Here is a 20,787-nt window from a genome sequence, read left to right on the forward strand (position 1 = left end):
CACGCGAGGGCGCGCGCGATCCGGGCGGGCTCCCCGGCGCGAAGGGCGAGGATGAGGTTCTGCGTCTGGAACGAGGCGCCCGCGATGATGTCGATCATCGAGAGGCCCGCCGACGCCGACCACGTCACGTCGCTCTCGCGCAGGACGCCGGGAGGGATCGTGCTCTCCTCCCGCTCGCGGAACGAAAGGCCGCGAAGACGCAGGTGCGCCCGGCGCGCCAGAAGCGAGACCAGGACGGCGGCCGGTTTTTCGGGAAGCTTCATCCCCATGCGGCCGAGGAGCTCGCGCATCGCCGCGCGCCCCTCGCGCACGTGCCCGCTGACGCAATACTGGTACGCCGCGCGCCGCAGCAGCTCGAGAGCGTCGTCCGGGCCGGCCTGCGCCTCCGCCTCGCGGTAGACGCTCGCCGCCTCCGCGCCGCGCCCCGCGTTGGCGAGCGCGTCGCCGAGCGCCGTGCGCAGCTCCCGGCCTTCGTCTCCCGACACCGGCCGAAGCGCGAGCGAGAGCCGGTAGAGGTTCGCGGCGCGTTCGAACGCCAGCGTCTCGGCCGCCGCGGCGGCCGCCTGCGCGTAGTACGCCCCCGCCCGTTCCCGCTCTCCGGATTCCGCGAAGTGGATCGCGAGCGTCTCGGGATCGTAGCCTCCGGCGCTCTCGAGGGTGACGGCGAGCTTCCGATGGCGATCCGAGCGCTGCGAGGGCTCGAGCTGGGCGACGACCGCCTCGCGGATCCGGTCGTGGTACGTCTCGACGCTGTCGCGATCCGAGGGGCCCGTGCTCCGGACCATGTGGCCCTTCCGAAGCACCGCCAGAGCGCCCACGTCCGCGGACGGCATCGCCGCCGCCCGGTAGGCGTCTCCCTGGCGCAGCGGGCGCCCCGACACCGAGATGATCTCGAGCAGCCGGCGGGTCTCTTCCGGAAGCGCCTGGAGTCGTCGCCGGAGAACCTCTTCGAGAGAGATCGAAGGCTCGGCCGCGCCGACGGACCGTTCGAGCTCGGCTCCCTCGCGAACGTACTGGACCAGCTCGTGCACGAAATACGGAATCCCTCCCGACTCGCGGCCGATCTCCTCCGCGAGGCGCCGATGGAGCGGCGTGTCTCCGCCGAGCATCTCGAGCGCGAGCTCGATCGCTTCTTCCTCCGTCAGCGGATCGACCTCGACCGTGCGGCGCGCCACTTCCGACGCCCCCTCGGCCGGCGGCGCCGCGAGGAGGCGCTGCAGGCTCGGGCTCGCCCCCGCGTACTCGCTGCGATAGATGCCGAGAAGGAGGAGGATCGGAGGATCCGGCGGCCGCAGGAGCTCGCCGAGCAGCGCCGCGCTGTCGAGGTCTCCCCATTGGAGATCGTCGATGGCGAGCACGAGCGGCCGGCGGTCTCCGATGCGCGCGAGGAGCTCCTTGAGCGCCCGGAACGCGCGTCGGCGGAGCTCCTGCTGGTTCGGGATCTCGATCTCGCGGCCGGGCGCCTCCTCGATCGCCTCGACCCGGCGCAGCACGGGGAAGATCCGGACGAGCGCGCGCACGTCGCGAGGCAGGACGGACGCGACGTCGGTCTTCGGGAGCTCGGAAAGATACTGGCTCAGATCGTCGACGAGGCTGTCGATTCCCTTGTAGGGCACCCATTCCGCCTCGTAGCACCGGCCCCGGAGCGCCAGCGCCCCGTCGCGCTCGCGGATCGTGTCGAGGAATTCCTGGACGAGGAAGCTCTTCCCCGCGCCGGAACGCCCGTGGACGAAGATCGCCGTCGGGCGCCCGTCGCGCACGCGCTCGAACGCCGCGTGCAGGATGCCCAGCTGGCGCTGCCGGCCCACGAAAGGCGCGCGGGCCGGAGCTTCCGGCCGGACGAGCCCCGGATCGGTGCCCTGACGCGCGTCGAGCCGGGCGAGGATCTCTCGCCCGTCGGGACGATCCGTGGGCTCGAGGCGAAGCAGGCGGCGGCAGAGATCGTCGAGGTCGGCGGGCACGCCCGGGACCACCGAGGACGGCGGCGGCGGCTCGACGAGCTGCTTGGCCAGCAGGACGTCCCGAAGCGACCCCGTGTGCGGCAGTCGTCCGGTCAGCGCTTCGTAGAGCATCACCCCGACGGCGTACCAGTCGCACGCCGCGGTGAGCGGCCGGCCGGCGCTCTGCTCCGGGGCCATGTAACCGGCCGTCCCCGAGATGAACGAGCGATTCTCCGCCCGCTCGATCTCTTCCCGGAGCCCGGAAGTCAGGCCGAAATCGAGGACGACGACCCTCCCGTCGCGCGAGACGAGCACGTTGGAGGGCTTGATGTCGCGGTGCATCTTCCCCGCGTCATGGAGCGCCGTGAGCCCTTCGACGAGCTGCCGCAGGGCGTCGCGAAGATAGGGAATCCGTTCCGGCGGCAGAGGCGATCCCTTCGATCTCGTGACGTTGAGCTCGGCGGCGGCGTCGGAGAACGCCATCGTGGGAGTGTGGGAGATCTCCTCCCGCGCCATCACCCGATCGGTGGTCTCGAGATCCGTTTCGTCGACCCGGCCGAGATGCGTCAGGAAATCGACGCCCTCGACGAGCTCCATCGAGAAGAACCACTCCTCCCCCACCGAGAACAGCTCGTAGAGAGCGGCGAGGTTCGGATGGGTGACGTCGGTCAGGTTTCGAAATTCCTGCTTGAAGCGGAGGAGCGCTTCGGCTTCGGCGTTCGGGATCGTCTTGAGCGCGACACGCGTCTGTCGTTCGTTGTCCACGGCTTCGTAGACGACGCCCATTCCCCCCGCGCCGATCCGGCGGACGATCGTGAAGCGTCCGCCCCCCGAAAATTCGGAGATGCCGCTCTCGCTCAACGGGCCGCCGGGCCGATGCGATCGCCTTCCCGAGAAATCATGAGCGATCCTCCGGAGCCGTTTTCCGCCGCCAATGGGTCTTTTCCTCATTCTAATACCCCCCGGGGCGTTCGGCGGCGCGGTTTCCGGGGAACTCCGACGTTCGGGTATTCTCCGCGGGACCGGAAGGAGGAAACCGTGCGCAAGACCGGATTCCGGATCGCCGCCGCCACTCTGATCGCCGCCGCCCCGGCCCTCCTCCGCGCCGCCGAGGAAGGGCGCAAGCACCCGACGCCGGACGTTCCGGTCGAGAAGTTCTACAAGAACATCCAGGTCCTGCAGGGGATGCCCTCGCCCGACCTCGTGCCGGCGATGAACTTCATGGCCGACTCGCTCGGAGTGAAGTGCTCCTTCTGTCACGTCACGAACGACACCGGGCGATGGCCGATGGAGAAGGACGACAAAGCCGCGAAGAACACCGCGCGCCGGATGATCCGGATGACGCGCGGGATCAACGAGGCGAACTTCAAGGGTCGCCCGGAGGTCACCTGCGCGACCTGCCACCACGGCTCGACCGAACCCGCGTCGATGCCGCCGCTCCTGGGGTCGGTCGCGGCCCGCCCCGAGACTCCGGCCGGAGCACCCGCGGTCGATGCGGTCCTCGAAAAGTACGCCGTGGCCGTCGGCGGAAAGGAAGCGATCGCGAAGGTGCGCAATCGCGAGATCCGCGGCACCTTCACCGGAGGCGACGGGAAGCCCCATCCCGTCGAGGTGACGCAGACGGCGTCGGGTCGATATCGGAGCTCGGTGACGACCGACCAGGGGCCGTTCACGATCGTGTTCGACGGAAAATCGGGAACGTCCGGCGGCGCGACCTGGAACAATCCGATGATGCCCGACGAGATCGAACGGATCCGCTCGCGCGCGCGGCTGTTCCCCGCCGCCGACCTGAAGTCGCGCTTCCCCGCCCTCGCCGTTCGCGGAAAGGAATCGATCGACGGCCGCGAGGCCTGGATGGTGATGGGCCGGGACGCCGCGGGCGGCCGGGAGACGTTCTGGTTCGACGCGGAGAACGGGCTCCTCCTCCGGACGCTCGAGCGACAGCACACCGCCTTCGGGGACATCCCCGAGCAGGCCGATTATTCCGACTACCGCGAGGTCGACGGCGTGAAGATCCCGTTCACGATCCGCCACACGGCGCCGGACCGGACCGACACGATCCACGCCGACGAGGTGAAGCAGAACGTCGATCTCCCCGACTCGACGTTCGCGCCGAAGATGTAACGGGAGTCCGGGAGACGACGGCCGGCGCGCCCGTTCCGGCCCCGCGAAAAGCGGATTCCGGGCGCACACGGAGACCGGCCGCCCGGTCGCTCCGAAGGGCATCGCGCCCGGTTTTGCGGTATCCTTCCCGGTTCGGTTCGCCGAACCGGGAAGGAATCATGCCCAAGAACCTTCGGAACATCGCGATCATCGCCCATGTCGACCACGGGAAGACGACGCTCGTCGACTGCATGTTGAAGCAGTCGGGCACGTTCCGGGAGAACGAGCAGGTCGCCGAGCGCGCGATGGACACCAACGAGCTCGAGCGCGAGCGCGGGATCACGATCCTCGCCAAGAACGCCGCCATCCGGTACAAGGGAACCAAGATCAACATCGTCGACACGCCCGGCCACGCCGACTTCGGCGGCGAGGTGGAGCGCATCCTGAAGATGGTCGACGCGGTGCTCCTCGTCGTCGACGCGGCCGACGGCCCGATGCCGCAGACCCGCTTCGTCCTGCGGAAGGCGCTCGAGCTCGCGCTCAAGCCGATCGTCGTCATCAACAAGATCGACCGGCCCGAGGCGAGGCCGCACCACGTCGTCGACCAGGTGTTCGAGCTGATGATGGATCTCGGCGCCTCCGACGCCCAGCTCGACTTTCCGATCGTGTACACGTCGGCGAAGGCGGGTTTCGCGCGCATGGAGATCGACCATACCGACGGGGACGTCAAGCCCCTCCTCGACACCGTGGTCATGGAGGTCGCCGAGCCCGGGGGAGACCCCGACCAGCCCCTCCAGATCCTCGTCGCCTCCCTCGACTACGACAACTACCTGGGACGCCTCGCCATCGGCCGGATCGTTCGCGGCCGGATCCAGTCGGGGAAGGACTACGCCGTCTGCAAGCTGGACGGCACGACGGTGAAGGGACGCGTGACGAAGCTCCTCGCCTTCGAGGGCATGAAGCGGATCGAGATCGCGGAGGCGTCCGCGGGAGAGATCGTCGTCATCGCCGGCTTTCCCGACGTGACGATCGGCGAGACCGTCGCCGATCCCGAGCATCCCGAGGCGCTCGCGGTGATCGCCGTCGACGAGCCGACGGTTTCGATGCGGTTCCGCGTCAACGACTCGCCGTTCGCCGGGACCGAGGGGAAGTACGTCACGAGCCGGCATCTCAAGGAGCGTCTCGACAAGGAGCTCCGCACCAACGTCGCGCTGCGGGTCGACGAGACCGGAGAGCCGGACGCCTTCCGCGTGTCGGGCCGGGGCGAGCTCCACCTGGCGATCGTCATCGAGACGATGCGCCGCGAAGGCTACGAGTTCGCGCTCTCGCGTCCCCACGTGATCACGAAAGAGGTCGACGGCGTGCTCTGCGAGCCGGTCGAGCTCCTGGCCGTCGACGTTCCGGAGGAGTCCATGGGCGCGGTGATCGAGAAGCTCGGATCGCGGCGCGCCGAGATGAAGATGATGTCGACTCCCGCCAACGGCCGGGTTCGGATCGAGTTCCTGATCCCGACGCGCGGCCTCTTCGGATTCCGGAACGAATTCCTCACGAACACGCGCGGGTCCGGGATCATGTCGCACGTCTTCGACTCCTACCAGCCGTGGCGCGGCGACGTGGCTCCCCGCGGCCGCGGCGCGCTCGTCGTGCTCGAGCCGGGCGAGACGACGGCCTACTCGCTGGAAGCCCTCGAGCCCCGCGGCACCCTGTTCGTCGGGCCCGGCGTGCCGACGTACATGGGGCAGATCGTCGGCGAGAGCGCCCGGGAGAACGACATGATCGTCAATCCGAACAAGAAGAAGCACCTGACGAACATGCGCGCCTCCGGCTCCGACATGGCGGTCAAACTGACTCCCCCGCGCCCGATGCCGCTCGAAGCCGCGATCGAGTGGATCGAGGAGGACGAGCTCGTCGAGGTGACGCCGAAGTCGATCCGGCTCCGCAAGGAGATTCTCGACCACTCGCAGCGGAAGGTGGCCAACAAGAAGGTCGAAGCCCTGGATTGAGAGGCGCGGGAGACGTACCGCTGCACCGCGGACGACCCTCGGCTTTCTTCCGGCACCGCTCCCCCGCGCCTCGTCCGTTCCTCCCGAGGCGTGACCGATCCCGGTTCTCTTCAGGGGCGATCCCTCACCGGATCGACGCCCTCGAGAGGCGGGCTCCGGCGACACCGGCCGAACGGCCGATTCAGTCGGAAGAGGACTCTTCCGCGTCGCGCACGACCGGCGCCGGCGCGCCCGGAGGCTCGGTCAGGATGATTCGGATCGAGCCGTTGACCGTCCCGGCCTTGACGAGCGATTTCCCGCCGTTGACGTCGCCCTCGAAGCTCTTGATGCCGATCGCGTGCGCCCGGCTCCGCCGCTCGCCCACTTCCATCGATCCGTTGACCGCCGACAGCCGGTAGCGGAAGGAAGCCGTTCCGGGGAGCTCCGCTTCGATCGATCCGTTGACGGTCTCGAGGGAGGTGTCGTCCGAGTCGTCCCGGGTCAGGGCGATCCGGCCGTTGACGGTCTCGGCATGGAGGACGCCCGTGATTCCACGCAGGTCGATCGATCCGTTGACGGTTTCCGCCCGGGTTTCGGCGCGGCGACCCTGAACGTGTACCGAACCGTTCACGGTTTCCAGCCGCACGGGCGTCGCCGCGGGAAGGAGAATCTGGTATTCGACCTTCGCCAGACGATGGCTCCCGAACAGGAACGAGAAGAGGTGCGGCCGATGCAGCGCGACCGTTTCGACCCGGATCTCGGAACCGGGCTGAGTGACGCGGATGACGGTGTTCTCGAGGGCCGACGGGGTTCCCGACTTCACGGCCGTGACCCGAACGTAGTTGCGGTCCCAGGCCGTCAGGTCGAGGCGTCCGTTGACGTTCTCGACCCGGACCCGATCCACCCCCTCGAGCGAATAGGCCTTTTCGAACGTCTCCGTGGCGGCCCCGGCGGCGCCGGCGAAGGCGGCGAGAAGGGCGGCGGCAAGGGCAGTCCGGCGAATCGCGTTCATGGTCTCTCCCCTTCCAGAGACGCAGGACGGCCGGAAAAGTTCACGTCCGGGCCGCCAGCGTCAGGCCCAGCGCCGAATCGACGCTCCGTGGCCGGTCTCCTCCGAAAGCGACCCTCCAGGCCTCGTAGAGGTTCCACCCGGGAACGAGGAGGGGCAGATTCCTCAGCACGGAGCGCACGAGGCCGGGCCGGCGTCCGTTCCGGTCCACGATTTCGAGCCCGAGCCACTTGCGAGACAATCCGCCCCGGGTGTCGCGACACAGCCAGAGCAGGAGCGAAATGCCGAAGAACACCGAGCCGAGAGAGCTCAGGGAAACCTCCGGAAAGAAGAAGAACGCCCCGACGAGCGCCGGAACGGCGACGAGATCCACGGCGCCGGCGACGATCGCCGCGTCCAGGGCGAGAGCGAGCGCGCGCTGGCGGGCCACGAAGAAGATGCTAGCGGATCTGCACCTCCATTTCGAAGGGAGCGTGCCGCGGGAAACGCTGGTGGCGATCGCCGCGAGGAACGGGCACGCGTTCGGCGTCGAGGGCGCCTTCGAGCGGGCGCTCGCGAACTCCCGCCGGTCCGGGTCGTTCCTGCGCCTCTTCGCGGACTGTTGCCGGCTCTTCTCCTCGCCCGCGGACTACGGCGAGGCCGCGGAAGCGCTCGGGCGCCGCCTCGCGGCCGAGCTCGGCCATGCGGAGATCTACGTCTCCCCCGAGATCTGGTCGCGGTTCGGACTCGATCGCGCCGCCGTTCTGGCGGCGATCGACGCGGCGTTCGGAACGGTCGAGGAAGAGACGGGCTGCCGCTTCGTCCTGCTCCTCGACTCCGTCCGCCAGTGGGGCGCCCACGCCGCCCAGCGTGTGCTCGCTCTCCACGAGGAGTCGCGCCTCCCGCGCGTCCGGGGATTCGGAATCGGCGGCGAGGAGGATTCCGTGCCCGCGGCGTCCTTCACGGCCGTGTACGAGCGCGCGAAGCGGATGGGCCTCGGAACGTCGATTCACGCCGGGGAATGGGCGGGCGCCGCCTCGGTCGCCGCCGCGCTCGACGCGCTGCCGCTCGACCGCATCGATCACGGGGTCCGCGCCGCCGAAGAGCCCGCCGTTCTCGCGCGGCTGGCGTCTTCGGCCGTCACGCTCTGCGCGGCCCCGTCCTCGAACCTCGCGACGGGGGTTTACGCTTCGTGGAAGGAACATCCGCTCCCGCGGCTGCTCGACGCGGGCGTGAAAATCTGCCTTTCCGCGGACGATCCGACGATCTTCTCGACGTCGACGTCGGGCGAATACGAGCTCGCGCGGACGGCGTTCGGAATCGGCGACGAAGCGTTCGAGCGAATGAAGACGGCCGCCTGGACCGCGCGCTTCGCCTCGTGAGCGTCAGGGCCGCGGGCGCCGGAAGGCGATCCGCGCCTCCTCGAGCGCCCGTTGGATCCCGGCGGCCCGGCTCCGGCGCACCGACAGCCGGAAGCGCGCCCGGTCGGTGAAGCTCTCGTCGGCGAGGACGACCGACGGAGGGTCGACGAGGCGCCGCACCGCCGAGACGTTCTCGTATCCCGTCTCGATCTCGAAATCGTCCCGCTCGAAGATCTCTTCGCTCCCCGCCGCGGCGAGCGCCGCCCGCGCCGCCTCGCGGTAACAGCGCGCGAGCCCCGCCGTCCCGAGCTTCGTGCCGCCGAACCACCGCACGACGGCGACGGCCGCCTCGTCGACCTCCGCCGCGTCGATCGCGGAGAGGATCGGCTTTCCCGCGGTTCCCGCCGGCTCCCCGGCGTCGGCGGCCCGACGGACCGATCCGATCCGCCAGGCGAAACAGACGTGGGTCGCATCGTGGAACTCCTTCTCGAGCGCGAGGACCCGCGTCCGCGCGGCCTCTTCCGACGGAGCCCGGAACGCGAAGGCGAGGAATCGAGAGCCCCTCTCGCGCGACTCGCTGCGGCCTTCGCGCGCGGGAACCCGCCGCGAGTCGCCGGCGGCCGTCACGGGCTTCTACCCGCCGAGCGCGCGCGCGTAGACGTCGAGGTATTGAGCGACGGCACGCGCCTCCGGGAACTGCTCGACCGCGCGCCGCCGGGCCGCTTCCGAGAACTGCCGCTTTCGATCCGGATCGGCGAGGATCGAAAGGGCGTCCGCGCTCATCCCTTCGACGTCCCCGATCGGCCGGAGGAACCCGCTCGTGCCGCTCTCGACGACTTCCGGGAGACCTCCCGCGTCCGTGCCGATGACGGGCACCCCGCACGCCATCGCCTCGAGCGCGGAGAGGCCGAACGATTCGCGGTCGGAGGTCAGGAGCAGCAGGTCGCACACGGGGAGCAGCGTCTCGACGGCCGTGACGTTGCCGAGGAAATGGACGCGGTCGCAGATCTTCATCTCGCGGCAGGTCCGTTCCGCGAGCGCGCGATCGGGGCCGTCGCCGACGAGCAGCAGTCGCGCCGGCATCTTCGCGAGCACGCGATCGAAGATCGCGATGACGTCTCCGATGCGCTTGACCGGCCGGAAATTGGAAACGTGCACGAGCAGCGCCTCGCCGGGCCGCCGGAAGCCGCGGGCCCACTCCGACGCGCCGTCCGGGCGGTAACGGTCGCCGTCGACGAAGTTCGGGACCACGTCGATCGGGTTGCGGACTCCGAACTGCGTCACGGTCACGTCGGCGAGATAGCGGGAGACCGCGGTGACGGCGTCGCTCTTCTCGATCGCGAACCGGGTGATCGGCAGATACGACTGGTCCTGTCCGACGAGGGTGATGTCCGTGCCGTGGAGCGTGGTCACGACGGCGAGCCGGGCGCCGGCGCTCTCGCGCATCTGTTTGGCGAGGATCGCCGAGATCGCGTGGGGCAGCGCGTAATGGACGTGCAGGAGGTCGAGCGGGGTGTGCTCGGCGACGTCGGCCATCTTGGTCGCGAGCGCGAGCGTGTAGGGCGGAGAGAGGAAGAGCGGATAGCTCGGCGCCGACACCTGGTGGTACGTGACACCCGGCACGAAGTCGGGAAGGCGGTGCGGGCGCTCGTAGGAGAGCATATGGATGTCGTGTCCGCGGGCGGCCAGCGCGAGCGCGAGCTCGGTCGCGACGACCCCGCTCCCGCCAAAGGTCGGATAGCAGGCGATGCCGATCCTCATGGCAGCGCCCGGTTTCGGGAAGTCGCCGGACGGCCGGCCGAAAAGCTCGCGTCTTCGATCATTCCGCTGCTCAGAACCCCGGCTCGAAGCCCTCGAACGCGGCGACGAGATCGTCGATCCGGGGAGGCCGCATCGAGCGGAAGCCTTCGCCGAACGCCACGCCGATCGCCAGTCCCGCGTTTCGCGCGCGCCCCTCGACCCCGGCGAGGAAATTCTCCGTCGCGAGGATCGTCATCGGCTCCTTCGACGAGGGATCGTGGAACTGCGACGCGAAGGCGCGGATCGCCCGCATCTTGATCTCGTGCGTCGCCGACACGTCGACCACGAAATCGGGGCGACGCTCGTACATCGTCGAGAAGTAGAGGACCTGCTGCGGACGATGCGCCGGGTGGGCCGTTTCGATCCGCCGCAGCCCGGCATAGAACGCGGCGTCGCCCACGAGGCGTCCGGCGCGCGCGTGGTCCGGGTGCCGGTCTTCCGGCCACGGGGCGAGGACGATCCTCGGCTTCGCGCGGCGGATCTCGTCGACCACCATCAGCTCTTCGGCGCGGCCGGTGCGCAGGCCGCCGTCGCCGAGGTCGAGCGTCCTCCGGAACGTCGCCCCGAGGATCTCGGCCGCGCGGCGCGCCTCGGCGTCCCGCTGCTCGGGAGAGCCCCGCGTCCCCATTTCGCCGCGGGTGAGATCGAGGATCCCGAACGTGCGCCCGGAGGCCGCGATCTTCGCCAGGGTTCCGCCGCACGTGAGCTCCAGGTCGTCCGGGTGGGCGGAAACGGCGAGGACGTCGACGGTCTCGGCGCTCATTCGTAATCCACGAAACGCGCGCCGTCGGTCCGGCATTCCGCCGCCCCGGAGAGCGCCGGGACGAAATCCGTCCCGAAGCGCAGCGCGTAGGTGAGCGGTCCGAAGACCCGGTCGGCGGGGGCGCCCCCGGGCGTCAGAAAGGTCTCGATCGTTTCGATCCGGCGCATGCGATCGGCGTCGCGGCGTTCGGCGGCGCGATCGACCTTCTCGCGAAGCCGCGCGATGGCGTGTGCGGCCTTCTCCCCCGCTCCGGATGCGACCGGCTCGAGCGTCGGATCCACGGCGCGAATCTCCGGCCCGAGCGCGGTCAGCCTCTCCGCCACCTCGCGTTCGAGGGCCTGGAGCCTGGGAGAAACGGCGGGCGGCTCCGGCCGCGCGACCTCCCGGACGCGGAAGAGATCGGCGTCGGCGACGCCGAGTGCCTCGAGCGCGCGGCGCTCCCGCGCTCCCCGGGGCAGGAGGTGCGGGCGGGGAAGGAAAACGGGCCGCGCCACCCCGAGCACCCCGAAGAGCGGGGCCGTCTGGGCGTGGTACGCGAGCTCGGAAGGTCCGAGGACCTCCACGGCGACCGGGAAGAGATGCGACTGCAGAACCGGCCGGAGCAGCGCGGCGGCTGAAGGACGAGAGCCCTCGCGAGAGACGAACTCCGTCAGCGAATCGGCCGTGAACCGCTCGTCGTGCCCGTGAACGCCGAACGTTCGCCCGTCCCAGGAGATCTTCTTTCGAACCCCGTCCTCGATCACGAAGGCGGGGAAATCGCCGGTTCCCCGCTCGACCTGGGGCGCGAATCCGGCGTCTCCCAGCCGGCGATCCGCTTCGTCGAGAGCCGCGGTGATCGCGCCCGCCTCCGCGAACGCGTGCCGGAAGAATTCGAGCACCGGCGCGCGCCATCGCGACTCGAGCGGGTCGACCCAGTCGAGCGCGGCATCCGGAAGGAGGGACGAGAGCGTCCGGCGGAAGGCGTCCGCGTACGTGGTTCCCGGCGCCCAGGCGCCCGCGAAACGCGCGATGACGTCCTCGGAAGCCGACGGGTCCCGTCCCGCTTCGGCGAAAACATTCTCGATCTCCGGCGGGATCGGCACCGTCCCCGCCGGTTGAAAGCTCTGGGGCGGAACGGGAAGGCGGATCTCCTCCGGCGCGCCGTCGACCAGAAGCGTCGCCCGGGCGACTTCGCGGAGATCGTGGTCTTCCGAAGCGATCCAGAACAGCCCGCGCGCGGCGACTCCCCGGGCCGCGAGCCGTTCGGCGAGGCGGGATACGGCGGCGGCCTTGATGAGCGCCAGGAGAGGCCCTCCGAGGAGTCCCGCCTGCTGCCCCGCGGCGGCGGCGACCTGTCCGTTTCCGCGCGCGAGAAGCTCCCTCGCCCGCCCTTCGACCGCCTCGAACGTCGGCGGGTCGGGGAAAAACGCCCCGGCATTCCCCCGCGCGAACGCGAGAAAAAGCCGGGGAATCCCCGGCATCGATTCGAACGGAATCATCGCGACGCATTATGCACCGGCTCCCGTCGTCCGCGGCGCGCTCCGTCGCATCCGCGACGTTCGCGGGGCCCGGATCGCGAATGCTCCCGCCGAGCGGCGGAGGTCTGCGATGGGGAAGGCCGCCGCGTTCCGCCGCGCCGCGGCGCGCGCGAGGCCGACGGATATAATCGGGCCCCGTGCCGCGCCGCAACCAGAGCCTCACCCGCGAGTATTACGAAGCGATCCTCGTCGCGGTCATCTTCGCGCTCTTCGTGAGGACCTTCGTCGTGCAGGCCTTCCAGGTGCCGAGCGGTTCGATGGAACAGACCGTGCTCGTCGGCGATCACATGCTCGTCAACAAGTTCGTCTACGCGCCGCACGGCGACAACGTCCTCGAGAAGCTGCTTCCGTACCGCAAGCCCAGGCACGGGGACGTGTTCGTCTTCAAATTCCCGCTCAACCCCGATCGCGACTTCATCAAGCGGGTCGTCGGACTGCCCGGCGATCGAATCGAGGGAAGGAACAAGACCGTCCTCGTCAACGGCTCGCCGTTCCCGGAGACGCACACGTACCACACGGATCCTCACAACACGTATCCCGCCGACGAGAACCTGCCCGAGATGTACCGCAAGCGCGACAACTTCGGGCCGGTCGACGTGCCGGCGGACGGATTCTGGGCGATGGGAGACAATCGCGACAACTCCTACGACTCGCGCTTCTGGGGTCCCGTGCCCCGCGACAACGTGAAGGGGCGGGCCCTTCTGGTATACTGGTCGTACCAGGCGGAGCCCGATTCGGCCGAATGGCACGGCCTCGCGGACAAGATCGGCCGGCTCGCGGGTGTCGCCTTTCACTTCTTCACCCGGACGCGCTGGGATCGGACCTTCCGGCTCGTTCGCTAGGAGGCGGGATGGCGTCACGGCGATCGATGGCGGGAACCGGCAGGATCGGCTGCGTGATCTGGCTCGCCCTCCTGGCGATCACGATCCTGATCGCGAGCAAGGTCGTCCCGGTGAAGATGAAGACCTCCGAGTTCTACGACGCCATGCAGGAGCAGGCGCAGTTCGGGAGCATCAAGGGCGACGGAGCGATTCGCGAGGAGCTCTTCCGTAAGTCCCAGGAGCTGCAGCTCCCTCTCAAGAAGGAAGACATCGTCGTTCGCCGCGACATGGGCTACGTGTACGTCGAGGTCCACTACCAGCTTCCGATCGAGTTCCCGATCTACGGAACGTACGTGTGGCACGAGGACGACAAGGTTCAGAGACCCCTCTTCGCCACGTAGAAATCAGGCGCGGCAATAAATCGAGCGAATACGGGCGCGCCTTGCCGCGCCTCATTGAGAAGGGCATCGCACCGCGATCGACGTCTCTTCCCATCAGGTTCCAGGCAGGTTCAGACAGTTCGGAAAACCCGCGGGGATGACGCCCCAATCGCCGCGCGCTTCTTTTCGGGCAAAAAAAGAGCGGGGCCGAAGCCCCGCTCTTCGAAATCGCAGTGTCCCGCGACTTACTTCTTGGCGGCAGGCTCCGCCTTGGACGCGTGTACTTCGCCGTCCTTCATCGTCACGCCCGTGAGCGTGACTTCCTGAGCCATCATGCCTTCCATCGGCTTCTGGCAGTCGGCGTCGAAGTTGTAGACCTTCTTCGTCGCGTTGTCGTAGAAGGCGACCTTCTGGCCTTCCTTCACGCACTTCTCGCCGCACTCCTTGTGGCTGGCCGACGCGCCCTTGGCGCCGCAATGGGCCTCCGTGACCCATCCGGTCATGGTGTCGGCCGCCAGAGCGGCTCCGGCAATGAGCGCCGATCCGAGAATTCCAATGAGAACTTTCTTCATGGTTTCCCTCCTTCTTTTCGAACGGACGTTTGAGTGACCGCGGCCGATTCTATGGAATCCCGCCGGAGATAAGCAATCGACCCGGAATCCTTAATGCGCCGAGAATCGGGAGCCGATGTCCCGGCGGAAAGTCTTCCCTTCGAATTGGATACGGTCGGCGGCCGCGTAAGCCCGTTCCGAGGCCTCCGAGAGGTTTGCGCCCCGTCCCGAGACGACGAGGACCCGCCCTCCCGAGGTGACGATCTTCCCTTCGCGAAGCGCCGTCCCCGCGTGAAAGAGGTTGACGCCCGGCATGGACTCGGCCTCTTCGAGGCCCTCGATCGGGAAACCGGTCTGGTACGAACCGGGGTATCCCGCCGAGGCGAGGACCACCGCCACGCATGCTTCGGGCTTCCACGCGAGCTCCCGCCCGGCGAGGTCGCCGCTCGCGCACGCGGCGAGCACGGGCGCCAGGTCCGAATCGAGCCGGGGAAGGATCGCCTCCGTTTCGGGATCGCCGAACCGCGCGTTGAACTCGAGGACCTTCATGCCATCGCTGGTCAGCATCAGACCGACGTACAGAACCCCGCAGAACGCGCGCTTCTCGGCCGCGAGGGTCGACAGAACCGGGTAAACGATCTCCTTCAGGACGGCCGCCGCCTGCTCGCCTCCGAGCACGCCGGCCGGCGAATGGGCGCCCATCCCGCCGGTGTTCGGCCCGCGATCCCCCTCGAACACCTTCTTGTAGTCCTTGGCCGTCGGGAGAGCGAGCGCCGTTTTCCCGTCGCACAAGGCGAGGAAGGACGCCTCTTCCCCTTCGAGGAACTCCTCGACGAGGATCCGGTCCGCGGCGTTCCCGAAGACCTTCTCGTCGAAGAAGAGATCGAGCGCGGTTCCGGCCTCCTCGCGCGAGGCAACCGCCATCACTCCCTTGCCCGCGGCGAGACCGTCGGCCTTGAGCACCGCCGGGTAACCGAGCTCCGAGAGCGCCCTTTCCGCCTCCGCGCGCGTGGCGCAGAACGACGCCCGGGCCGTCGCGATGCCGAGACGCCGGCAGAGCTCCTTCGAGAAGATCTTCGAGGCCTCGATCTCGGTGGCGAGGCGCGTCGGCCCGAAAATCGGCAGGCGGCGCTTCTGGAACTCGTCGACGATTCCCAGCGTGAGCGGGAGTTCCGGACCGACAACGGTGAGCCCGACGTCCACGCGTTCGGCGAAATCGGCGAGCTCGATCACCGAGGCCGCCGAGATCGGCACCACGTCCGCGATCCTTCCGATTCCGGCGTTTCCCGGAGCGGCGAAGATCTCCCCGACGGAACCTCCTTCCCGAAGCGCGGAGGCGATCGCGTGCTCCCGGCCGCCGGATCCGACGAGGAGAACTTTCATCGAAGGAGGCTCATGGATGGCGGGAAAGTCTATCGCAACCGCGTCGCGCCTCCCGGTTCTCTCGCCGGGGAGGTTGCGATACATTCGACCGCATGAAGTTCGAGCTTCGCGGCTGCGGAACCGCTCTCGTCACCCCTTTCGACGACCGGGGAAGAATCGACTTCTCCGCGCTCGAGGCGCTCGTCGAATGGCAAATCGCCGAGAAGGTCGATTTCCTCGTCACGTGCACGCCCGAGGGAGAGTCGCCGGCGCTGTCGGGCGACGAGCGCAAGGCGGTGACGGCGCACGTCGTCAAGATCGCCAACGGCCGGGTGCCGGTCGTCGCCGGCGCGGGGGGCAATCACACGGCGAAATCGGTGTTCTGGGCGAGAGACGCCGTCGCCGCCGGCGCCGCGGCGATCCTCTCCGTGTCCCCGTCGTACAACCTTCCGAGCGAGGAAGGCCTCTACCGTCATTTCACCGCGATCTCCGACGCGACCCGGTTGCCGATCATCCTCTACAACGTTCCGGCCCGGACCGGCGAAGACCTCGATTCGGAAACGATCGTCCGCCTCGCGCAGATCCCGCGGGTCGTCGGCCTCGCGGACGCCTCGACGAATTTCCGCAGGCTCGCGAGACTCATTCCGAGGCTTCCGGCGGACTTCGCGGTGTATTCCGCCGACGACGCGACGGCGCTCGCCGGATTCGGGCTCGGGATGAAGGGGCTCGTCTCGATCGCCGCCAACGAGATCCCGGGACCGGTCGCCCAGATGGTGCATGCCGCGCTCGACGACCGCAACGAAGAGGCGCGGGCGATCCATCAGAAGTATTTCCCGCTGATCGACCTCAACCACTGCGAGCGCAGCCCGGGCCCGGTGAAGGCGGCGCTCGCCATGATGGGGCGCTGCGGAGAGACGCTTCGCCTCCCGCTCGCTCCGGTGCGCGACGAGTCCCGGCGGCGGATCGAAAAGGTTCTCCGGGGCCTCAAGCTCGCGGGTCGCGCCGCGCGCTGATCAAAGGTCCTCGACGACCCAGACCTTCCCGTACCGGAAGACGACTTTCTTTCCGATCGACTCGTATCGCCACGTCTCGGTCCCCGCGGCGTCCTTGTCGATCGAATTCGGTTCCCCCCAGATCGAGCGGACTTCGTCCTGAGTCATGGTCACCGAGACCGTCTGGCCGGCGGCGGCGCTCTCGACCGACTGCACCTGATTCACCCGCGCGCGCTCTCTTTCGGCCGCCCGCTCGGCCTTCGGGATCACCTGTTCGGTGTTCGTGACGTTCTTCTCGATCGCGCGGTCGAGCAGGGTCGTCTTGTTCGCGACGTACCAGACGACGCCGATCATCACCAGCAGAGCCGTGATCCACCTCATCGGAGCAGCCTCCCGCCCGTCACGAAACGGTCCTCCGGGCCACTCTCCCCAGGCCGGCCTGAGCGACGGGGGGTACCACGACCGACTCGCCGCGGCGCCGCTCGCCTGAGGCTCGCGTCTCGACGCTCGGGATCGTTCGGGTTCCTCGCACCCTCATCCCTTCCTCGCGACCTTTCCCATTCCGGCCTGTGCGATCGGGCGCACGACGATTTCGTCGATGTCGACGTGCGGCGGCCGCGTGAGCGCCCAGACGATGCAGTCCGCGATGTCGGCGGCGGACAGCGGCTCGAACCCGCGGTAGACCTGGTCGGACATCGCCCGGGCTTCCCGCGGCTGTTCCTCGCCGTGGAAACGCACGATCGAGAATTCCGTCTCGACGAGGCCGGGGCACACTTCCGTGACCCGGACGTTCCTGCCGTTGAGCTCGAGGCGCATGGCCTGCGTGATCGCCTTGACCGACCATTTCGTCGCGCAGTAGACCGACCCGCCTTCGTACACGCCGAGTCCCGCGACCGAGCCGATGTTGACGACGTGTCCCCGGTTGCGTTCGATCATGTGCGGGAGGACGAGCCGGGACATGTGAAGGAGCCCCTTCACGTTCGTGTCGATCATCTCGTCCCACTCGCTCTCGATCCCTTCGGCGACCGGCTGTCGCCCCCGCGCGAGTCCCGCGTTGTTGACGAGAACGTCGAGGCGCCCGAATCGGTCGAGAGACGCCCGGACGAAGTCCTCGCAGTCCGTCACGCGCCGCACGTCCATTCCCACCGACAGCGAATCGGTTCCGTGCGCGTCGCGGAGCTCGGCGGCGAGCTTCTCCACGCGATGCCGGCGGCGCGCGCCGAGCGCGAGCCGGACCCCGAGCGGCGCCAGGAGCCGGGCGGTCGCCTCGCCGATTCCGGAGGAAGCTCCCGTGATGAGGACGACCCTGCCGTCGAGCTCCATCGCGCGGCTATTTTAAGCCTTCGAGTACGCGAAGGGCCGCCGACTTGAAGACCGCCGTGACCTCGGCGCCGGGTACGATCGCCAGCGCGGCGACGGCATCGCGCGTGATCCGCGATCGAAGGCGCCGGGGGCCGTCCGCGAGCGTCAGCAGCACCGCGTCCCCGGCCTCTTCGATCGATTCGACGCGCATCGGCAGCACGTTTCGCGCCGAGATCCCGTCGACGGGACCCCGCGCCACGAGCACGTCTTCCGCGAAGAGCGCCAGCGTCAGGACGTCCCCCGGCCGGCCGGCGACTTTCGGCGTACGGAGCACGGCCCCTTCCCACACGACCTGCGTGCCGCCGCCCGGCGCGTCGCCCCGCACCGTTCCCGGGAGGAAGTTCTCGACTCCGGAGATGCGCGCGACCGGCCACGCGCCCGGACGCGACAGCGTCTCGATCGGCTCCCCTCGGGCGATCACGCGGCCGTTCTCGACGACGGCGACTTCCCCGGCGAACGCAAAGACCTCCTCCACGTCGTGAGTCACGAGAACGGCCGGAACGCCGGCGAGGCGCGGCAGGCTCCCCAGGAGCGGCAGGATCTCCCGGCGCGCGGGCGCGTCCAGGTTCGCGAAGGGCTCGTCGAGGAGCAGGATGTCCGGGCCCGCGGCGAGGGCGCGGGCGATCTGCACGCGGCGCGTCTCGCCGCCCGAGAGCTCGTGCGGTCTCCGGTTCTCCAGCCGCTCGATCCCCGGGACCGGCGGAACGCCGCGGCGCAGCGCCCGGTCCGCCGCGCACGAGAGCGCGAAGGCGATGTTCTCGGCGACCGTCATCGCGGGAAAGAGATCCGGCGCCTGGCGAACGTACCCGACGCGCCGCCGCCGCGGCGGAAGATCGATCCCGGCCGTGGAGTCGAAAAGAACCGACCCGCCGATCCGGATGCGCCCTTCGGCCGGACGCACGAGCCCCGCGACCGCGTCGAGGAGGGTCGTCTTTCCGGCGCCGGATTCCCCGAAGATCGCGAGCGCCGCCGCGTCGCTGTCGATCCGGAAATCGGCGTCGAGCGCGCCCCGGCGAATCCGCGCGGAAACGGAGATCACTGCCATCGGCGGGGCAGGCTCCGATGGGCCGCCAGCAGCGCGGCGTACGCGAGGACGGTCGTGACCGCGACGAGCGCCGCGGCCCGGCGGTCGTCCCCCGCCGAGAACGCGTCGTAGATCGCGATCGAAAGCGTCTGCGTCCGGCCCGGAATGTTCCCGGCGACGAGGAGCGTCGCGCCGAAATCGCCGACGGAACGGGCGAACGCGAGGATCGCGGCGGACGCGAGGCCGCGCGACGCCGTCGGGAGCGTCACGCGAGCGAAGACTTTCGCGTCGGACGCGCCGAGGAGCCGGGCGGCATCCTCCCAGCGGGGATCGACGGCCGCGAGGGCCGTCCTCGCGGTCACGAAGAAGAGGGGAAACGAGACGCACGCGGCGGCGACGACGGCTCCCTTCCAGTCGAACACGAGCGGAATCCCGTGCCGTTCCAGGAAACGGCCGAGCGCGGTCGAACGGCCGAGGAGGAGCAGCAGATACCAGCCGAGCGTCGTCGGAGGGAGGACGAGGGGGAGCAGCAGCGCGGACTCCGCGAACGGATTCCCCCGCCTCGCGAAGCGGTGCGCGAGGGGAAGGCCGACGACCGCGGCGAGCGCGGTCGAACAGAGCGCGATCCGGAACGTCAGCAGGAGAGGCGTCCAGACGCTCACGGCAGCCGGTATCCGTACCGGGCCCAGACCTCGCGCCCCGCGGCGGCCCGCAGGAAATTCGAGAATGCCGCGGCGTCGGCAGCGTGCGCGCCACCGGCGACGATCGCGAGCTCCTGGCGGATCGGAGGGTACAGATTCGACGGAATCGTGTATTTCGAAAGGCCCGAACCACGAGCCTCCGACTCGGCGGCGAATCCCGCGTCGGCGTCTCCCGTCTCCACGTATCGCAGCGCATCGCGGACCGTCTCCGCGAACACGAGGCGAGGACGGAGGGTTTCGGAGAGTCCCAGGTTCTCCAGAACGCCCATCGCGGCCCGGCCGTACGGCGCGGTCCTGGCGTTGGCGAGCGCGATTCTCCGGAGAGCCGGATTCGCGAGATCGCGGACCGACGAGATCCCCGGCCGGCCGCGTGCCGTGACGACGACGAGCGCTCCGACGGCGTACGGCGCACGGCTTCCCGGCACGATCCGGCCTTTCGACTCGAGAGCCGCGACGAATCCCGCGTCGGCGGACAGAAAGAGGTCGAACGGAGCGCCCTCTTCGATCTGCCGCGCGAGGATGCCCGAAGCGCCGTACGACACGACGACGCGCGTGCCGGTGCGGGCCTCGAACGCCGCGCGGAGCTCTTCGAGCGCGGGTCGGACGTTCGCCGCGGCCGCGACGGTCAGGGAGGGGGTTTTCGCCGCCCGCGCTCCCGGCGCCAGGAGAACGAGCGCCGCCGCCGCGATTTTTCGAGAGATCACCGGGCCCGGAGTCTATCGCGGCGGACGCCGCCGGACCCGAAAGGACGACGGCCCGGCCCCTTGATTCGTCCAGCTCGCGCCTGACGTCGCGGTCCGAGAACCGGTCGCGCGAGACAACGGGAAGGAGGATGGGGCGAGCGATGGGACTTGAACCCACGACATCCAGATCCACAATCTGGCACTCTAACCAACTGAGCTACGCTCGCCGTTGGAACTGGGGAGTTTACCGGAGACGCGTGCCGGTGCCAACCGGATGCGGGGCCGAAGAGCCCTGCGCTATACTTCGCGACTCGCTCTTTGCACCCGTAGCTCAACTGGATAGAGCGTCAGCCTCCGGAGCTGAAGGTTGGCGGTTCGAGCCCGCCCGGGTGCACCACAACATCGTCAAAGCTGCGTCACGGGGGAGAGCCCGAGAGGTCCTCCTCTCGGGTAGAAC

Annotated in this window: 20 protein-coding genes and 2 tRNA genes; 7 read left to right on the forward strand and 15 right to left on the reverse strand. The window is 69.1% G+C overall.

Annotation, left to right across the window (positions count from 1 at the left end):
• The coding region (locus VFS34_06790) for a BREX system ATP-binding domain-containing protein (GenBank protein HET9794152.1) at window positions 1-2,801 on the reverse strand (2,801 nt) is incomplete at its 3' end.
• Between the two features lie 177 nt (window positions 2,802-2,978).
• On the opposite strand from VFS34_06790, the gene VFS34_06795 reads away from it, so the two are divergent.
• Both VFS34_06795 and typA read left to right on the forward strand, forming a co-directional pair.
• Window positions 2,979-4,064, forward strand: coding sequence for a c-type cytochrome (locus VFS34_06795; protein ID HET9794153.1), 1,086 nt, complete (start codon window positions 2,979-2,981; stop codon window positions 4,062-4,064).
• 158 nt (window positions 4,065-4,222) lie between these two features.
• Window positions 4,223-6,046, forward strand: a complete 1,824-nt coding sequence (gene typA, locus VFS34_06800; protein ID HET9794154.1) for a translational GTPase TypA — start codon at window positions 4,223-4,225, stop codon at window positions 6,044-6,046.
• 181 nt (window positions 6,047-6,227) lie between these two features.
• Here typA and VFS34_06805 read toward each other — a convergent pair whose 3' ends face one another.
• Both VFS34_06805 and VFS34_06810 read right to left on the reverse strand, forming a co-directional pair.
• A complete protein-coding gene (locus VFS34_06805) occupies window positions 6,228-7,037 on the reverse strand; it encodes a DUF4097 family beta strand repeat-containing protein (GenBank protein HET9794155.1) in 810 nt (269 codons plus the stop codon).
• Window positions 7,038-7,077: 40 nt separating this feature from the next.
• Window positions 7,078-7,464: an RDD family protein gene (locus tag VFS34_06810; GenBank protein ID HET9794156.1), complete on the reverse strand. Its 387-nt coding sequence runs from the start codon at window positions 7,462-7,464 to the stop codon at window positions 7,078-7,080.
• A gap of 7 nt (window positions 7,465-7,471) precedes the next feature.
• On the opposite strand from VFS34_06810, the gene VFS34_06815 reads away from it, so the two are divergent.
• Window positions 7,472-8,395: a hypothetical protein gene (locus tag VFS34_06815; GenBank protein ID HET9794157.1), complete on the forward strand. Its 924-nt coding sequence runs from the start codon at window positions 7,472-7,474 to the stop codon at window positions 8,393-8,395.
• Window positions 8,396-8,398: 3 nt separating this feature from the next.
• On the opposite strand, the gene VFS34_06820 is transcribed toward VFS34_06815, so the two are convergent.
• The 4 genes from VFS34_06820 to bshC all read right to left on the reverse strand — a co-directional run bounded on the left by VFS34_06820 (window position 8,399) and on the right by bshC (window position 12,415).
• A complete protein-coding gene (locus tag VFS34_06820) occupies window positions 8,399-9,001 on the reverse strand; it encodes a YigZ family protein (GenBank protein ID HET9794158.1) in 603 nt (200 codons plus the stop codon).
• Window positions 9,002-9,007: 6 nt separating this feature from the next.
• Window positions 9,008-10,135: an N-acetyl-alpha-D-glucosaminyl L-malate synthase BshA gene (gene bshA, locus VFS34_06825; protein HET9794159.1), complete on the reverse strand. Its 1,128-nt coding sequence runs from the start codon at window positions 10,133-10,135 to the stop codon at window positions 9,008-9,010.
• 70 nt (window positions 10,136-10,205) lie between these two features.
• Window positions 10,206-10,937, reverse strand: coding sequence for a bacillithiol biosynthesis deacetylase BshB1 (gene bshB1 / locus VFS34_06830; protein ID HET9794160.1), 732 nt, complete (start codon window positions 10,935-10,937; stop codon window positions 10,206-10,208).
• The gene (bshC, locus tag VFS34_06835) at window positions 10,934-12,415 is read right to left on the reverse strand and encodes a bacillithiol biosynthesis BshC (protein ID HET9794161.1); all 1,482 of its coding nucleotides are present in this window, start codon (window positions 12,413-12,415) and stop codon (window positions 10,934-10,936) included. The genes bshB1 and bshC overlap by 4 nt, the downstream gene beginning before the upstream one ends.
• A gap of 176 nt (window positions 12,416-12,591) precedes the next feature.
• Here bshC and lepB point away from each other — a divergent pair, with 176 nt between their 5' ends.
• Together lepB and VFS34_06845 are read left to right on the forward strand one after the other, a co-directional pair.
• On the forward strand, window positions 12,592-13,296 hold the full coding sequence (lepB, locus tag VFS34_06840; protein ID HET9794162.1) for a signal peptidase I: 705 nt from the start codon (window positions 12,592-12,594) through the stop codon (window positions 13,294-13,296).
• 8 nt (window positions 13,297-13,304) lie between these two features.
• Window positions 13,305-13,676, forward strand: a complete 372-nt coding sequence (locus VFS34_06845) for a hypothetical protein (GenBank protein ID HET9794163.1) — start codon at window positions 13,305-13,307, stop codon at window positions 13,674-13,676.
• Between the two features lie 224 nt (window positions 13,677-13,900).
• On the opposite strand, the gene VFS34_06850 is transcribed toward VFS34_06845, so the two are convergent.
• Both VFS34_06850 and purD read right to left on the reverse strand, forming a co-directional pair.
• Complete coding sequence (locus tag VFS34_06850; protein ID HET9794164.1) at window positions 13,901-14,227, reverse strand: hypothetical protein; 327 nt, start codon at window positions 14,225-14,227, stop codon at window positions 13,901-13,903.
• A 90-nt stretch (window positions 14,228-14,317) separates the two neighbouring features.
• Window positions 14,318-15,589, reverse strand: a complete 1,272-nt coding sequence (gene purD, locus VFS34_06855) for a phosphoribosylamine--glycine ligase (protein ID HET9794165.1) — start codon at window positions 15,587-15,589, stop codon at window positions 14,318-14,320.
• A gap of 92 nt (window positions 15,590-15,681) precedes the next feature.
• Between purD and dapA the strand changes: the two genes are divergently transcribed.
• Window positions 15,682-16,581, forward strand: a complete 900-nt coding sequence (dapA, locus tag VFS34_06860) for a 4-hydroxy-tetrahydrodipicolinate synthase (GenBank protein ID HET9794166.1) — start codon at window positions 15,682-15,684, stop codon at window positions 16,579-16,581.
• Here dapA and VFS34_06865 read toward each other — a convergent pair whose 3' ends face one another.
• From VFS34_06865 to VFS34_06890, 6 genes are all read right to left on the reverse strand, one after another.
• Window positions 16,582-16,941: a hypothetical protein gene (locus VFS34_06865; protein ID HET9794167.1), complete on the reverse strand. Its 360-nt coding sequence runs from the start codon at window positions 16,939-16,941 to the stop codon at window positions 16,582-16,584.
• A gap of 153 nt (window positions 16,942-17,094) precedes the next feature.
• On the reverse strand, window positions 17,095-17,883 hold the full coding sequence (locus tag VFS34_06870; GenBank protein ID HET9794168.1) for an SDR family NAD(P)-dependent oxidoreductase: 789 nt from the start codon (window positions 17,881-17,883) through the stop codon (window positions 17,095-17,097).
• A 7-nt stretch (window positions 17,884-17,890) separates the two neighbouring features.
• Window positions 17,891-18,967 (reverse strand): ATP-binding cassette domain-containing protein, encoded by a 1,077-nt coding sequence (locus VFS34_06875; protein ID HET9794169.1) that lies wholly within the window; start codon window positions 18,965-18,967, stop codon window positions 17,891-17,893.
• Window positions 18,958-19,608 carry a molybdate ABC transporter permease subunit gene (modB, locus tag VFS34_06880; protein ID HET9794170.1) on the reverse strand — a complete coding sequence of 217 codons (651 nt, stop codon included), beginning with the start codon at window positions 19,606-19,608 and terminating at the stop codon, window positions 18,958-18,960. The genes VFS34_06875 and modB overlap by 10 nt, the downstream gene beginning before the upstream one ends.
• Complete coding sequence (gene modA / locus VFS34_06885) at window positions 19,605-20,351, reverse strand: molybdate ABC transporter substrate-binding protein (protein ID HET9794171.1); 747 nt, start codon at window positions 20,349-20,351, stop codon at window positions 19,605-19,607. The genes modB and modA overlap by 4 nt, the downstream gene beginning before the upstream one ends.
• Before the next feature lie 129 nt (window positions 20,352-20,480).
• A tRNA-His gene (locus VFS34_06890) sits at window positions 20,481-20,557 on the reverse strand.
• 93 nt (window positions 20,558-20,650) lie between these two features.
• Between VFS34_06890 and VFS34_06895 the strand changes: the two genes are divergently transcribed.
• Window positions 20,651-20,727, forward strand: a tRNA-Arg gene (locus VFS34_06895).
• Window positions 20,728-20,787 lie beyond the last annotated feature (60 nt).

The sequence above is a fragment of the Thermoanaerobaculia bacterium genome (assembly GCA_035717485.1).
Lineage (GTDB): Bacteria > Acidobacteriota > Thermoanaerobaculia > UBA5066 > DATFVB01 > DATFVB01.

What these genes read in the sequence shown, in the direction of transcription:
- VFS34_06805 (HET9794155.1), bottom strand. Translation starts at nt 7,037, where the DNA reads ATGAACGCGATTCGCCGGACTGCCCTTGCCGCCGCCCTTCTCGCCGCC.
- bshA (HET9794159.1), bottom strand. Translation starts at nt 10,135, where the DNA reads ATGAGGATCGGCATCGCCTGCTATCCGACCTTTGGCGGGAGCGGGGTC.
- bshB1 (HET9794160.1), bottom strand. Translation starts at nt 10,937, where the DNA reads ATGAGCGCCGAGACCGTCGACGTCCTCGCCGTTTCCGCCCACCCGGAC.
- typA (HET9794154.1), top strand. Translation starts at nt 4,223, where the DNA reads ATGCCCAAGAACCTTCGGAACATCGCGATCATCGCCCATGTCGACCAC.
- dapA (HET9794166.1), top strand. Translation starts at nt 15,682, where the DNA reads ATGAAGTTCGAGCTTCGCGGCTGCGGAACCGCTCTCGTCACCCCTTTC.
- bshC (HET9794161.1), bottom strand. Translation starts at nt 12,415, where the DNA reads ATGATTCCGTTCGAATCGATGCCGGGGATTCCCCGGCTTTTTCTCGCG.
- VFS34_06875 (HET9794169.1), bottom strand. Translation starts at nt 18,967, where the DNA reads ATGGCAGTGATCTCCGTTTCCGCGCGGATTCGCCGGGGCGCGCTCGAC.
- VFS34_06845 (HET9794163.1), top strand. Translation starts at nt 13,305, where the DNA reads ATGGCGTCACGGCGATCGATGGCGGGAACCGGCAGGATCGGCTGCGTG.
- VFS34_06870 (HET9794168.1), bottom strand. Translation starts at nt 17,883, where the DNA reads ATGGAGCTCGACGGCAGGGTCGTCCTCATCACGGGAGCTTCCTCCGGA.
- VFS34_06850 (HET9794164.1), bottom strand. Translation starts at nt 14,227, where the DNA reads ATGAAGAAAGTTCTCATTGGAATTCTCGGATCGGCGCTCATTGCCGGA.
- VFS34_06815 (HET9794157.1), top strand. Translation starts at nt 7,472, where the DNA reads ATGCTAGCGGATCTGCACCTCCATTTCGAAGGGAGCGTGCCGCGGGAA.
- VFS34_06865 (HET9794167.1), bottom strand. Translation starts at nt 16,941, where the DNA reads ATGAGGTGGATCACGGCTCTGCTGGTGATGATCGGCGTCGTCTGGTAC.
- purD (HET9794165.1), bottom strand. Translation starts at nt 15,589, where the DNA reads ATGAAAGTTCTCCTCGTCGGATCCGGCGGCCGGGAGCACGCGATCGCC.